Source organism: Halohasta salina (genome assembly GCF_024178165.1).
Classification (GTDB): Archaea; Halobacteriota; Halobacteria; order Halobacteriales; family Haloferacaceae; genus Halohasta; species Halohasta salina.
In genome coordinates this window covers 1-13,956 of the sequence record NZ_JAMZIE010000016.1, presented here as the reverse complement: position 1 = coordinate 13,956, position 13,956 = coordinate 1, and the positions used below count along the sequence as shown (strand labels likewise).

Genomic DNA, 13,956 nt, shown 5'->3' with positions numbered 1-13,956 from the left:
CTGTACGGCGTACCGCAGGGGCGGGATCCCCATTTCTTCGGATTAGATCGAACACGGTTGAGGGGTATAAACCCGTCGAACCTCGCTCGGTGTGAGCGAGACGTGTTCGATCTGCTCCACGAGTGCCGGCCGAATTGAACGGCCTTGCAATCCCGTGTGTTGTCTGTTGCATTCCATCCGAATGCCCTTATACACTTAAGGGCATCGTTGTGGGATGGCCGCCGTCGGGCGATTCCGACGGCGGGTGTCGTCCGGGAGTGACCCGTGCGACCTTCGCATTTCTTCGGATGGGAGGTACACATTTAACCCCGTCGAAGGAAGGCCGCTTCGGCATGCGGTTTCATGCCGTGTGAGATGTCGAACACACGTCACTGACTTCACAGACACTGCTCGGATCCGAGCGTCGACGGAGACTCGCCTGCAGCCGACACTGGGTTGGGGGTGGCGTCTGCGTAGCGTCGACCACCGCCTCGGTAGTAGCTGCGATCGACCGACCAACCGGAAGAGCCACACTCTCGAGTAGTCGGCGCCACGGTGGGGAGCCTAGGAGATCGATTTCAAACCGCGTGAAGAGTAGCAGTCAGTAGCGGGATCGTCGCTGCGAAACCAATGGCCCGTTGATGATGCGCGCGCACGTGAGGGCACGTGTACGAATTGAACTAATACCTACAAAGACGACCGGTCGGGACTCGATGTCGACGCCGATTTGAGGTCGACGACGCCGATTTAAGCTCGACGACGCCGAAAGGTCGTAGCAGCAGAGGAGACATCTGTACCAATCGGTCGACGACGCGACAGTGAGAGGAGGAACGCAAACACTGGGGTCCGTCGACGAAGCGCGTACACGACGATCCGCAGACCGTGCTGACCGGTGGGATCCACCGACCGTACTGGTCCGTGTCAACACGGGTGTCAAACCAGTGACGAACCGATAGGCACAAAACCCCCTGTTAGAAGTGACTTCGGCGGATGTAGAACACGCACCAGACCGGCGATAGAAGGTTTGAAGCACCCGATTTGCGCAAAGTAGGTTCGTGCGGCTAGACAGGAAACGTATAAAACCGGCGAAAGTAGTTTATAACGCGTCGGTTTATAAGGGTGGCTTGTATATAAGCACGTATAGATGACAGCGCCGGCAGACTCCATCGAAATCCAGAACGTGGTCGCATCGACAGGCATCGGTCAGGAGCTCGACCTCGAAGCCCTCGCCGAGGACCTGCCGGGGGCAGACTTCAACCCCGACAACTTCCCCGGACTCGTCTACCGAACGCAGGAACCGAAGGCCGCCGCCCTGATCTTCCGATCGGGAAAGATCGTCTGTACCGGTGCGAAAAGCATCGACGACGTCCACGAAGCACTCGGCATCATCTTCGAGAAGCTCCGTGGGCTGTCGATTCCGGTCGAGGACGATCCGGAGATTACGGTCCAGAACATCGTTTCGAGCGCGGATCTGGGTCACAACCTCAACCTCAACGCGCTGGCGATCGGCCTCGGCCTCGAAGACGTCGAGTACGAGCCCGAGCAGTTCCCCGGCCTCGTCTACCGGATGGACGAGCCCGAGGTCGTGATTCTGCTGTTCGGCTCCGGTAAGATCGTCATCACCGGCGGCAAACAGACCCAAGACGCGACAGCCGCCGTCGAACAGATCGTCGACCGGATCGAGAACCTCGGCCTGCTGGGCTGAGAGCGGTCGACCTGTGTGCGGCCCACAGGGCGTCGGCGGCGTCACAGTCGCGTGAGAGCGCGCGAACGACGCAGTCGGTCCGGGGGCCGTTCACTCGTCTTCGGTCAGGACGTCTTTGACTACCTCCGGGTCTTCGAGCAGTTGGTGGTTGGTGTAGCTCCCCTCGGCGCTGCCGCCGCTGTGTTTGGACTGCTCGATGATGTCGAGGAAGGCGTGTTCCTTCAGGAGGTCTCGAACGCGCCGCAGCGAGAGGCTGTCGGAGCCCTCCTGCCGACAGATGTTCTCGTAGATGGCATACACCCGGCTGGTTCTGAACCCCTCCTGTTGACCCTCCGAAAGCGAGAGGACGGCGAGGGCTTGCAGGACGTACCGCGAGTGGGGCGTCGACCCACGGATCAGCTCGCGGAAGCGGTCGGTCTCGGCCCGCTGGCGGGCCTGCGTGACGAACTGTTCTTTGACGGTTGTCGACCCATTGGACTGGGCGATCTCGCCGGCATATCGCAGGATATCGATAGCTTTGCGCGCATCCCCGTGTTCCCGTGCGGCGAGGGCCGCGGCGCGTGGGATCGTCGACGGTTCGAGGACGCCGTCGCGGAAAGCGTCACTGCGGGCTTCCATGATGTTCCGGAGCTGGTTGGCGTCGTACGGGGGAAAGACGAACTCCCGCTCGCAGAGGCTGGATTTGACGCGTTCGTCCATCCGATCTTTGTACTGGATCTTGTTGCTGATCCCCAGCACGCCGAGCTTGCAGTCGGTGACCTTGCCGGCCTCGCCCGCACGTGAGAGTTGCATGAGAATGTCGTCGTCGCTGAGCTTGTCGATCTCGTCGAGGATAACGAGGACGACGTCGAAGCGCCGATCGAGAATACGCCAGAGCCGCTTGTAGTAGGTCGACGTGCTCAGGCCCTTGTCGGGGATGTTGATATCGGTGTCCTCGACGTCGTTGACGCTGTCAGCGATCGTCTGGACGGCTTGGGTTTCGGTCGTGTCTTGGGCGCAGTCGACGTAGGCAAAGGTCGCAGTGACGCCCTCGTCGCCGGCGGTCTCGATGAGCCGACGGGAGACGTACTTGGCACAGAGGGATTTGCCGGTCCCGGTCTTGCCGTAGATCAGGACGTTGCTCGGGCTCTGGCCGAAGATGGCGGGGTTGACGGCGGTGGCGAGCTGGGAGATCTCGTCGTCCCGGCCGACGATCCGCCCCTCGCCCGGCAGATGGCTGATCTCCAAGAGTTCCTTGTTGGCAAAGATCGGATCTTCACGGGTAAAGAGATCGTCCGCAGTCTCAGACATACACCAAGACACCGTGTTTCCGGTGAAATGGGTTTCCCTTTGAGTGTCGAGACACACACACCACGTTTCCGGTGAAATCGGCTGCGAGGGTGGGGTGGAGTCGAAGCGGTGGTCGACCGGTCGGTCGACCGTCATCCACCAACGGCGAGCGACGACCAGTGTCGACCGCCAACAGACCTGTGTGTAAGGATAGCCGGCGAGATCAAACACGCCGGAGTACGAATAGCACGGACCACGAATAGCACGGACCACGAATGGAACGGGCTGCAGATACGGCAGACGACAAATACGACGGTTTGCAGATGGAGTATTTCGACTCGACCCAACTAGCGCAGCTATAGAAGAGTGTTTGCGAGTAGTTTACTGGACTGTACACTAACACAGTATATAAATATAATTATATGGTTGAATTAATGCAGGATCAGACTAGTAAAATCATGAGAGAGAACCGGGTCCAGAAGCGGGTCGACACCGTCGGTCCACCCACGTTCGGCGGCTGTTTCACCGGAAACGTGGTGTGTGTCTCACATAGTAGCAGACCGGTGCGGACGGGGTGTCGACCGGATCGAGTCGGTGATCGGCTCATCCGGGCGGTCGGGCTTGGTGGTTGAGGTGCCGTCCTGCGGACGGTGCCACCGGGTTCATTTCACCGGAAACCCGGTGTGGGTCACTGTCTCGGGGTCGTCGACCTGCTGTGGGTACCGAGTGCGGATCGAACGATGCAGTGCCGACATACGATACCGGAGCAGATATGCCCACATTTCACCGGAAACCCGGTGTGGGGGGCTATCAGCAGCATGGCGACGGTGGTCGACCGAGTGGAGTTAGCCGACCGTTCGACACTGACCGTCGGAAACGTCCGTGTGTGGGCAAACGGGTGTATGAAGGAGTAGATTAATTACTGTAGGTTAGAGTGAACGTACCGTATGATCAGCGGGTTCGATGGGGGACGATCCACAAGGGGTATCGACGGACGACCGACTGTAGCTACTGAAACACGCTCACGGGGGGTGTAAGCATGCCGAAGACGACCGACTCGGTGATCTTCTCCGAGATCGAGCGGGAGATCCTCGAAACCGCACTCCGAAACCCGGAGCTGTCGAACAGCGAGATCGCCGACCGCACCGGTGCGCGACTCACACTCGTCCGAGACACCCGGCGGAAGTACGAAGACGAGGTCGAACTCTCCGAGGCGGCCGCCGACGCAGTCGACGACGAAGACGCCTCGCCGGCCGGCGTCGACGACGCCGACCTCAGCGAAACCCAGGTAGCGATCCTCAATGCGTTGCAGGCCGATCCCACACTGTCGAACGCCGACGTGGCCGACGAAACCGGCGCTCGAATCGCGCTCGTCCGCGATACACGCGCCGAGTACGGCGAAACCGTCACGGCAGCCGAGTCGACTGCCGAGGACGACACCGAGACTGATGCGGACGCAACGGCCACCCACGACGGGCCGTCCGAGGCACAGGCCGCGATCCTCGAGGTGGCGGCGGCCGAGCCCGGACTCTCGAACGCTGAGATCGCCGAGCGGACCGACAGCCGACTCACGCTCGTCCGAGACACGCTCCGGGAGTACGATACCGACGCCGTCGCTGACACCGATACCACAGCCGATACCGGGGGGGCCGCCGGATCGACACCCGAGATCGACACCGAGGCGTTTTCGGAAACACAGGTCGACATCATCGAGACCGCACTCGAAGATCCCGAGTTGACCAACGCCGAGATTGCCGAGCGGACCGACAGCCGACTCACCCTCGTCCGGGATACGCTCAGGGAGTACAACGCCGAGGCAGACGGAACCGACGGCGGGGCAGGCGACACGGAAACGGGAGCCGAAAGCGAGACTGACGCCGAGACGGCCGACGTGTTGGCGGGCGTCGACACCGACGCGTTCTCCGAGACGCAACTCGAGGTGCTCGAAACCGCGCTCCGGAACCCGGAGCTGACCAACGCCGAGGTCGCCGACCGAACGGGAACCCGGATCACGCTCGTCCGTGATACGCTCTTCGACCACGAGTACGACGAGAAACCGTGGGCCGGGAGTCCCGACGAGTCCGCCGACGAGGATGACACCGACGAGGGCGACGACGGGTCGGGCGACGAGGCGTCGACGCTGACGACCGAGGAGCCGGAACTCCCCGAAACGACCGCCTCGGACCTACTTTCGGACGCCGAGCGAGAGGTTCTCGAAACCGCACTTGAGGAGCCCGAACTGACGAACGCCGAAATCGCCGATCGCACTGGTGTGCGACTCACGCTCGTCCGTGATACTCGCCGGACCTACGAGGACGCGGTCGACCTCGCCGAACCCGACGAGTCGGCCGACGAGGCGTCGACACCGACGACCGAGGAGCCGGAACTCCCCGAAACGACCGCCTCGGACCTACTTTCGGAGACCGAGCGGGAAATCCTCGAAACCGCACTCGAAGAGCCGGAACTGACGAACGCCGAAATCGCCGACCGCACTGGTGCGCGACTCACGCTCGTCCGTGATACTCGCCGGATCTACGAGGACGTAGTCGACCTCGCCGCGGACGGCGAGTCCGAGCCGGCAGTCGAGACCACCGACTCCGAAGCCGCCGATTCGACCGAAGCCGCCGATTCGACCGAGGCAGCCGAGTCGGCTGGGGCGGCTGACGCGGTCGACTCGACCGAGTCGGCTGGGGCGACCGCGCCGGACGCCGGTTCAGACGACTCGAACACGGGGTTGATCATCGCCATTCTGGTCGGGCTGCTGTTGGTGGTCGCCCTCGCCGTCGCGGTGCTCTGACCACGGCCAACAGTCCGGTACCAACGACCGCCTGCAGAGCCGTAGTGCGTAATTATTTTGGTTACCCCTTCGAAATTTATTATAATGAATCGTGACGGTGAGCGGACGATCCTGATCGTCGACGACGAGGAGGATCTCGCGGAGTTGTACGCCCACTATCTGGAGGCCGACTACGAGACGCGGATCGCGCTGACCAGCGGCGAGGCGCTCGTCGAGCTCACCCCCGCGGTCGACCTGATGTTGTTGGATCGCCGGCTGCCGGGAATGTCGGGCGACGAACTGCTCGCCCACACCGAAGACTGGGAGGTCGACTGTCAGGTGATTCTGGTGACGGCCGTCGACCTCGATACGGACATCATCGAGATGCCGTTCGACGGCTATCTCACCAAACCCGTCTCCAGCGAGGAGCTCCGAACAGCCGTCGAACAGGCGTTTCTGGTCGACCAGTACGAGGAGCTCCTGTTGGAGTACTACACGCTCCGCAAGAAGTATGCCGCCCTCGACGCCGAAATCGACGGCGACGAAACCGACGGCGAGGGGTTCGATCAGCTCGAATCCAGACTGGATAGCGTCGCGACCGACATCGAGTCGACGCTCGATCGGTTCCCCGACGAGGAGCTCAGCGAGGCGCTCCGCGATCTCCACCGCTGACCGAGTCCCCACCGTCGACTGGGAGAGTCGACCGCGGGCCCCGTGTGTCCGACACGGAACGGCCACTGGTGACGCAGCGTTTGGCCGCAGATAGTATATAATACTAACACTAAATAGTAGCAATTAAAACTAGTACTTATACTTATCGACGTTTTCGACCACAATTCGGCGCAATCCGGGTCGACTACTGACCCGTTTGATGTACAGTCCACGTCGACGATTGGTTGCCGATGCGCAGAAACACGATCATCGCACTCGTGGTGACAGCCTGTCTGTTCGTGGCTGTTCCAGCGATGGCAACGACAGTTGGGGCACAGACTGCCGACGAAGACACGGATCTGAACGGGACCGACGACACCGAGTTGGACACCAACGAGACGGCCACGGACGGATCCGATAGCGACGACACCACGACGAACGACACCGACACTACGACGAACGGTACCGACACTACAACAAATGGTACCGATTCCACGACGAACGCGTCGACCGATCCCGCGTTCGCGGTCGGCATGGCGCTCGACAACGGGACGGCGATCGTCTCGGTGACGGCGAACGACACGGCCGTCGACAACGCGACGGTCGCGATCGACGGCACCGAAGCAGGCACGACCGATTCGAACGGTACCCTCCAGTTCGATCTCGGCAACCGGTCGACTGTCGAGGTCGCGGTGACCGCCGACGGCGAGACTCAGTCGACGACCTACGAGGCCGTCGGGGGCGAACTCATCACCCAAGAGAGCGCCGACGAGGCGACCGACGTCCCCGAGGAGGCAGCCGATCAGGTGTCGACGATCCAGAAACTGATCTCGGCGTTCCGGAACGGCGAGTTCGAGAAACTCGGGCCGATCGTCTCCGAAGCCGCCGGTGGCGGTCCACCGGCAGCCGTCGGCAACGGGCAGGGCAACGCACCGGACGACGCGGGACCACCCGCTGACGCCGGTACCGGGTCGGAAAACGCATCGGAAAACGCGGGCAACGGACAGGGCGCCCCACCAGCAAACGCGGGCAACGGCCACGGTAACGCGCCGGGCAACGCGGGACCACCAGCCGACGCCAACACTGGGCAGGGCAACGCACCCGAGCGAGCGGGCAACGATTCGGGCACCCCACCAGCGAACGCTGGTGACGGAGCGGGCACCAACAACGACGATGCGGACCGCAGCAACGGCGACAGCGATACCGACCGCGGTTCCGGCACCGCGGACCGTGACGACAATAGTGGCGGTCAGGGCAACGGCGGCTCCGCCGGTTCCGCAGGCGGCAACAACGGGCAGGGCGGCGGGCCACGATAACTCGACGCACCCCGCTGACGACTGATTTTACACCGATTCGGGGATCGGGCTCGATTCGTCGACCGACTCCCCGACGTCGACCGCATCAAGCGTGTCTCCCGGGAGGTCGAGGCTCTGGATTCATGTGGAATGTTGTCGACTTTCATGAACGGCCTACTCGTTTTCCCCGAGGCAAACATCTAAGTGGTTGTCACACGTTATCACGAACCAGTATGGCCTCAGCACCGTCAACCGACGACGAGTTGTTCGACGAGTTCCTTTCGGCAAACGGGCACGAGACGACGCCGGCAGGATGGGACCACTCGTATAACAAAAAGCAGTGTCCCGAGTGCGGAGGCATCCACGACGACGACGCCCGGCAGTGTAGCGTCTGTGGCTGGTTCCCCGAACGGTAGCCGGGCCGCTCGTCGGCGCGCCGAAGTCACGTCGTTTATCAGGTCGGGACACGTGTTGGTGTTACAATGAGTGCCACGGACGTGGAGATCACCCGGCTGTTCGGCGGTCCCGGCAGCGGGAAGACGACAGCGTTGCTCGACCGCGTCGAGACGATTCTCGAAGACGACAGCGTCGACACCCGTGATATTTTGGTCGTCTCGTACACCCGTGCGGCCGCCGCCGAGATCCGCGAGCGGCTGGCCGAGCGGATCGACACGAACCCTCGCAAGCTGCAGGGCAACGTCTGTACGATGCACGCCAAGGCCTACGAGCTGCTGGACCTCTCCCGCGGCGACGTCGTCGGCGAGGACGACAAACAGGAGTTCTGTGAGGAGTTCGGCCTCGAATACGAAGACGAGTACCAGAGCGGTGGCCGGCGAACCGCCCGGTCGACCACGCTGGGCAACAAGATCATCTCCACCAGTCAGTGGCTCCAGCGGACCCGCCGGGAGGTCGCCGACTGGTACGACGTCCCCTTCCAGTGGAACGTCGAGGAGGTCCGACTCCCGCCGGAGATCGACCCCAACGCCCAGGAAGGCAACAAGTACACCCCGACGTGGACCGCCGACGACGACCGCGTCGACATTCCCGAAGCGATCCGCGCGTGGCGCAACTACAAGGGCGAACACGGGCTGGTCGGGTTCGCTGACATGCTCGAACGCGTCAGACAGCGCTCGCTGCTGCCGAACGTCGACTACCTCGTGATCGACGAGTTTCAGGACATCACGACCCTCCAGTACGACGTCTTCGAGGAGTGGAAGCCGCACATGAAACAGGTCCTGATCGCGGGCGACGACGACCAGGTCGTCTACGCGTGGCAGGGTGCGGACCCGAACCTCCTGCTGGATGCCGACCGGGACCACGACGAGATTCTGCCGAACTCCTACCGGCTGCCCTCCCGGATCCTGAACGTCGTGAACAAGGAGATCCGCCACATCGACAAACGCCAAGAGAAGGACCTCAAACCCCGCAAGGAGGGCGGCGTCGTCGAGGGTGTCGAGAACGCCTCGATGCTCGAACTCGTCCGCAACGTCCGGTATACGATTCAAGAGGACGACGGCAGCGTGATGGTGCTGTTCCGGGCCCGCTACCAGTTGTTCCAGTTCATCGAAGAGTTCATCGACGAGGGGATCCCGTTCAAAGCGCTGACCGACCAGCGGCTCTGGACCGACCGGCTGGTCGACTACGTTCGGGCCATCGAGGCCTACGACGCCGGCGAGGAGTTGACCCTGTTGCAGGGTCGACGGTTGGCCGACATGCTCCAGACCTCCGCCTTCGGCTCGAACGATCGCGAGGAGTTCTACGACTTCCTCGAAGAACAGGAGGAGGCCGCCGAGACAGAGGACCTTACTGCGATTCCGCTTGCGCCCGACGACGTCAAGCAGTTCGCGCCGTTCATCCCGGATCCCGCCTCCGCGGGCGATATGGTCCGGAAGGTGACGAGCTTCCAGCGTAACTCCATCGAGGCCTACTTCGAGGGGGCCTATCACGGCCAGGATCCTAACCTCGTTCGCGTGGGGACGATCCACTCCGCGAAGGGCCGTGAGGCCGACCACGTCTTCGTCGGCACCGACCTCACCGAGAAGGTCGTTGAGCAGATGGCTGCGACCGTCACCGGCCGCGAGGAGACCGACATCGAAGACGACGACCTCCCCGAGGAAGAGGAGTTCACCAAACACACCGATCCGGTGCCGCTTCTGACCGACAACGAGCGCCGGGTCTTCTACGTCGGGATGAGCCGAGCCCGCGAACGGCTCGTCCTGCTGGAAAACCTGATCGACGGCGCGCCGACGGTACCGATCAGCGTCCTGCTTCACAACGAGCCACGCGAGGAGCCGGCCGCAGAGCTGCTTGCGGTCGCCCAAGAGCCCACCGCTGAGACGCCCGAACCCGAGCCGTGACCGCCAAGCGGCCCGATCCCCTGCCGCAGTCGGGGCTCGCGGCCGTCCGAGAGGCGGTCGACGACGCCGACGCGGCCGGCTTCGTCCACGTCGGCAGTCGACGCGATCCCGACCGTCGGTATCTCACCCGAGTCGACGCCCCCGACCGCGAGGCGGCACTCGTTTTCATGCCGTCGACCGACGACCAACCGGCGCGGGCTGTCTACTGTGTCCCCGCAGAAACGACCGCCGACGCAGCCCCGTTCACCCGGTGTGAGGATGGTATCGACCTGCACGTCGAAGCTATCGAGCGGCGCGTCGACGGCCGCAACCCACGGACCGCCACCGGCCAGCAGGTCCGGTCGGTGCTTGCCGACGGGCTCGCGGCTACTGAGGGCGAGACGCTCTTGGTCCCCCGAGGGCTCCCCCACGATGCGGCCGTCTTTCTTCAGGACGGGGGCTACGAGTTGCAGTCGACGTCCGCGCTCGTGACCGCCCGTGTCACCAAGACGCCGGCCGAGCGCGACCGACTCCGGGCGGTGCAGACCGCCGCGACTGCGGGACTGGCCCGTGCCGAGGCAGTGCTGGCGGCCAGCGAGCCCCGAGCCGAGGGACTGACATTCGAGGGCGAGCCGCTGTCGGCGGTGCGACTGGCCCGACTGCTAAACGGCGACCTCGCGGCGGCGGGCGTCTCGCCGGCGGCCAACACGACCATCGCGGCCGAAACCGCTTCCGACACCGCGGCCACTGCCCCCGACGACCCACTCCCGGTGGGCACACCGATCCGCCTCGAAGTCGCCCCGCAGGGGCCAGCCGGCTACCACGGCCACCTGATCCGGACTGTGGCCGTCGACAGCGACGGCGGCTGGGAGCGTCGGGCGTTCGTCGCGGCTGCGGCCGGTCTCGATGCCGCCGTCGATCACGCCGCCGCCGGCGTCGACGTGGCGGCGGTCGCCGACGAGGCGGCTGCCGAAGTCGGGGCCTACGGCTTTGCTCCCCCCGATGCCGAGCCGACACGCGCGCGGTCGACCGCGGCGGCCCACGGCATCGGCCTGTCGACCCACGAGCCGCCGGTGCCGGGACGAGGGCGGGAGCGGGGCGAACTCCGGCCGGGGTCGGTGATCGCCGTCAGTGCGGGCGTCGCGGACCCCGACCGCGGAACGATCCGGCTGGGGACGCTCTGTTCGGTCACCGAGTCGAGAGCTGACCGACTGGTCGACTACCCCACGTCGCTGTCGCCGGTCGACCGGCTCGATGATTCCGACTGATCGCGCCAGCCGACCGCAACTGGATTTGCCGACCGAATGCGACTAATGCAACTGGGTTCACCGACCGAATGCGACTGCTCCTGCCGATCGATTTCGGTCGAGTCCACTGATCGATGACACGTCTTTTTCACAACATATATTCGGACCCGTTGGATCCTGTCGACCATGTTCGAAGACGGACTGTCGTACCCCGCTCGCGGAGACTGGCTCGGACGAACGGTGATCGGTGGACTGCTGGTGGCCTTCTCGTTTCTGATCTTTCCAGCGATTCTGGTCACTGGGTATCTGATCGACGCGCTCGAACGGACTGTCGCCGGCGACGAGGAGCCGCCGGCGTTCGACGACTGGGGAACCCTGTTTATCAGGGGGCTCGTCGGCACCGTGATCACGATCGTCTACTCGGTGGTACCGCTCGTGGTCTTCGGCGGGCTCGCGTTCGTCCTGATCGCTGTCGTCGGTATCGCGGGCGGAGCCGGTGATGCCGGTGGAATCGTCGCCGGCCTCGGCGTCGCGGCGCTCCTGCTGTTGGGACTGTTGTTGCTACCGGTCGTGTTTCTCATCTACTACCTCGTTCCGGCCGCCCTCACAAACTACGCGATCGAGGACGAACTCGGCGCAGCTTTCGACTTCGGGACGATCAAGCCGATCCTGCTGAGCAGCGAGTACCTGATCGCGGTTCTGCTACCGCTGGTCGTGGCCGTACTGCTGTGGATCGCAACGAGCATCCTTGGGCTGACCGGGATCGGGCTGCTGCTGGTGCCGTTCCTCCAGTTCTACGGCCAACTGGCGGTGTTCCGGATGTTCGGCTCCGCGTTCAAAAGCGTCTCCGGTCGGTCTGCCGCCCGCGCCGGCGGCATCACCGCCGACTGATCGTCCGACTCGCGGTCCTGGAGCAGCCACATATTTACCGTTCGGTTCCCTACTGCTGCGTATGTCTGGTAGCTCACGCGACCCCCCGCTCCTCCCAGATTCGAGAGCCCTGTTGCGTCGCCAGAACCACCGCATCCGCTCGGTCTGAGACGCCGGCGGTAGCCCCGCTTTGCTCCCGATCGCCGCCTCCTATTCATATTGAATTGATAGAAATATTCATTACCGACCACCCGAACCTTTGTATGGAATGGTGACTGGTCGTGTCCGATGAGAGTTCCGACGACGCGGCAGTCGACGCCTTACAGTCGGTACGGTTCGTCGGGCCGGCGACGGCGTCGACACTGGCTGATCACGGCTACGACGCCACGGCCATCACTGACAAGCGGGTTTCCTATCGGCTGTTGGTCGACGCCGGGGTGAATCCCGGCGTCGCGGCAAAGATCCGCCGGGAGCATTCGTTATCTTGGTCCTTCGACTCCGGCGGCGACCTCGACCGACGATCGGCGCAGATCCGCGGGCTCGGCGCGGCCGAAGCCGAGTGGGTCGCGGCCTCCGCCGGCGACTGGGCGGTCGACAATGGCGCGGAAGCGTCCGACGCGGCGGAATCCGACGACGCCGACGCGGCGGAATCCGACGACGCCGACGCGGCGGAATCCGATGACACCGACGACGGGTGGCCCACCGAGCCGACGCCGTGGCCGACCCACGGCGAGGTCGACACCGCCGCGAGTAGCACCGCCGCGACCGACGGTAGCGGCGACGCGATCAGCGCCGAGGCGGCGTGGCGCGCCCGGAGCAAACCGACGCCAGTGAGCGAGTTGGACGCGGTCGACGAGGCAGCGGTCGACCGACTGGCAGAGGCCGGGATCACGTCGGTTCGAAGCCTCGCCACCGCCGATGCCGAACACGTCGCCGATGTGTTGGGGCTTAAAAAAGAAATTGTCGACGGGTGGTATCAGGCGGCGCAGGACGCTTACGGTCAGTCATAAAAAGACAGTGAACGGTATCGTTCACACCACTATTCGTAATCCGGGCCTTCCCACGAGGCAATCGGCATACTCCGATCACTGGAGTCCGGTTCGTACACGATCTGTGCCGATGCCTCGTTCAATCCGGCAACGTTTGGCTGATCCTCGTCCTCCGGGAACGTGACGACGACGAAGCTATCGCCAGCCGAGAACGATTCGTCGGTCTCGATCTGTTTAAATGTATATCCGGGCTCGTAGCCACTCCCGAGGTCGCCGAGGTACCCCGTTCTGTTGATAAATTTCACTTCGGTTCCATCCATTTTGATTCGAACATTCTCACTTGGGATATCATCACCACCGATATGTCTCACGGTGAGTCGATCCATGTCATATCCCCAGCTTGGTGCATATCCGGCCGGATTTACGTAATCCGTCGCGTTCTTCTCAAACTCGAACTCGAAGCTGGCCTGTGGTGCTGGCTCGGAAGCGGACGTTCCGGTATCAATTACTGTTGCTCCTATAGCACCCGCAATGACCACCGTGATCGCCACCATCAACACCGTCGCAATGACGGGCGAAACTGACCGCTCGTTGCCCCACAGCCCGTTTGTTTCCGTATACTCCCGTCGACTCACTCCTCTCAGTAATCGGGAGCTACTGATAAAGTGACGGGATCCAACCGAACATGTGTTTTCAAACCAACTATAATCATCGCTCTTGTGGCGGAGATTGTTGGTGAGTCATAGTGCAGCTTCGAGGATGCTTTTTAGAGCTTCTTCACCTGGTTTTCTGAAGACCTCACGTCGGAGCTGAAACGCTCTGAGGTACGGTGTGAGTTT

Annotated in this window: 11 protein-coding genes and 1 pseudogene; 9 read left to right on the top strand and 3 right to left on the bottom strand. The window is 63.1% G+C overall.

The window, feature by feature from the left end; translation table 11 throughout:
* The first annotated feature begins 1,123 nt into the window (after positions 1–1,123).
* Positions 1,124–1,684, top strand: coding sequence for a TATA-box-binding protein (locus tag NKJ34_RS15395; RefSeq protein ID WP_253739186.1), 561 nt, complete (start codon positions 1,124–1,126; stop codon positions 1,682–1,684).
* Positions 1,685–1,774: 90 nt separating this feature from the next.
* Here the strand turns inward: NKJ34_RS15395 and NKJ34_RS15390 are convergent, their stop codons facing one another.
* Positions 1,775–2,974, bottom strand: coding sequence for a Cdc6/Cdc18 family protein (locus tag NKJ34_RS15390; protein ID WP_253739185.1), 1,200 nt, complete (start codon positions 2,972–2,974; stop codon positions 1,775–1,777).
* A 1,018-nt stretch (positions 2,975–3,992) separates the two neighbouring features.
* Here NKJ34_RS15390 and NKJ34_RS15385 point away from each other — a divergent pair.
* The 8 genes from NKJ34_RS15385 (at position 3,993) to NKJ34_RS15920 (ending at position 13,138) form a co-directional block, all read left to right on the top strand.
* Complete coding sequence (locus NKJ34_RS15385; RefSeq protein WP_253739184.1) at positions 3,993–5,750, top strand: winged helix-turn-helix domain-containing protein; 1,758 nt, start codon at positions 3,993–3,995, stop codon at positions 5,748–5,750.
* A gap of 84 nt (positions 5,751–5,834) precedes the next feature.
* Complete coding sequence (locus NKJ34_RS15380) at positions 5,835–6,401, top strand: response regulator (protein WP_253739183.1); 567 nt, start codon at positions 5,835–5,837, stop codon at positions 6,399–6,401.
* A gap of 230 nt (positions 6,402–6,631) precedes the next feature.
* Complete coding sequence (locus tag NKJ34_RS15375; RefSeq protein ID WP_253739182.1) at positions 6,632–7,696, top strand: hypothetical protein; 1,065 nt, start codon at positions 6,632–6,634, stop codon at positions 7,694–7,696.
* Positions 7,697–7,908: 212 nt separating this feature from the next.
* A complete protein-coding gene (locus NKJ34_RS15370; RefSeq protein ID WP_253739181.1) occupies positions 7,909–8,091 on the top strand; it encodes an HVO_0416 family zinc finger protein in 183 nt (60 codons plus the stop codon).
* Between the two features lie 66 nt (positions 8,092–8,157).
* Positions 8,158–10,032 carry a UvrD-helicase domain-containing protein gene (locus tag NKJ34_RS15365; protein WP_253739180.1) on the top strand — a complete coding sequence of 625 codons (1,875 nt, stop codon included), beginning with the start codon at positions 8,158–8,160 and terminating at the stop codon, positions 10,030–10,032.
* The gene (locus NKJ34_RS15360; protein ID WP_253739179.1) at positions 10,029–11,279 is read left to right on the top strand and encodes a M24 family metallopeptidase; all 1,251 of its coding nucleotides are present in this window, start codon (positions 10,029–10,031) and stop codon (positions 11,277–11,279) included. The genes NKJ34_RS15365 and NKJ34_RS15360 overlap by 4 nt, the downstream gene beginning before the upstream one ends.
* 165 nt (positions 11,280–11,444) lie before the next feature.
* The gene (locus NKJ34_RS15355; RefSeq protein ID WP_253739178.1) at positions 11,445–12,149 is read left to right on the top strand and encodes a DUF4013 domain-containing protein; all 705 of its coding nucleotides are present in this window, start codon (positions 11,445–11,447) and stop codon (positions 12,147–12,149) included.
* Positions 12,150–12,409: 260 nt separating this feature from the next.
* Positions 12,410–13,138, top strand: coding sequence for a DUF7409 domain-containing protein (locus tag NKJ34_RS15920; protein WP_253739177.1), 729 nt, complete (start codon positions 12,410–12,412; stop codon positions 13,136–13,138).
* 29 nt (positions 13,139–13,167) lie between these two features.
* Here NKJ34_RS15920 and NKJ34_RS15345 read toward each other — a convergent pair whose 3' ends face one another.
* Entirely contained in the window at positions 13,168–13,752 is a 585-nt protein-coding gene (locus NKJ34_RS15345; RefSeq protein WP_253739176.1) for a type IV pilin domain-containing protein, read from the bottom strand.
* A gap of 105 nt (positions 13,753–13,857) precedes the next feature.
* A pseudogene (locus NKJ34_RS15340) lies at positions 13,858–13,956 on the bottom strand (IS1595 family transposase); the annotation flags it as partial.

Bases quoted from the DNA above. Each gene is read 5' to 3' on its own strand.
- NKJ34_RS15395 (WP_253739186.1), top strand. From the start codon at position 1,124: ATGACAGCGCCGGCAGACTCCATCGAAATCCAGAACGTGGTCGCATCG.
- NKJ34_RS15390 (WP_253739185.1), bottom strand. From the start codon at position 2,974: ATGTCTGAGACTGCGGACGATCTCTTTACCCGTGAAGATCCGATCTTT.
- NKJ34_RS15385 (WP_253739184.1), top strand. From the start codon at position 3,993: ATGCCGAAGACGACCGACTCGGTGATCTTCTCCGAGATCGAGCGGGAG.
- NKJ34_RS15380 (WP_253739183.1), top strand. From the start codon at position 5,835: ATGAATCGTGACGGTGAGCGGACGATCCTGATCGTCGACGACGAGGAG.
- NKJ34_RS15375 (WP_253739182.1), top strand. From the start codon at position 6,632: ATGCGCAGAAACACGATCATCGCACTCGTGGTGACAGCCTGTCTGTTC.
- NKJ34_RS15370 (WP_253739181.1), top strand. From the start codon at position 7,909: ATGGCCTCAGCACCGTCAACCGACGACGAGTTGTTCGACGAGTTCCTT.
- NKJ34_RS15365 (WP_253739180.1), top strand. From the start codon at position 8,158: ATGAGTGCCACGGACGTGGAGATCACCCGGCTGTTCGGCGGTCCCGGC.
- NKJ34_RS15355 (WP_253739178.1), top strand. From the start codon at position 11,445: ATGTTCGAAGACGGACTGTCGTACCCCGCTCGCGGAGACTGGCTCGGA.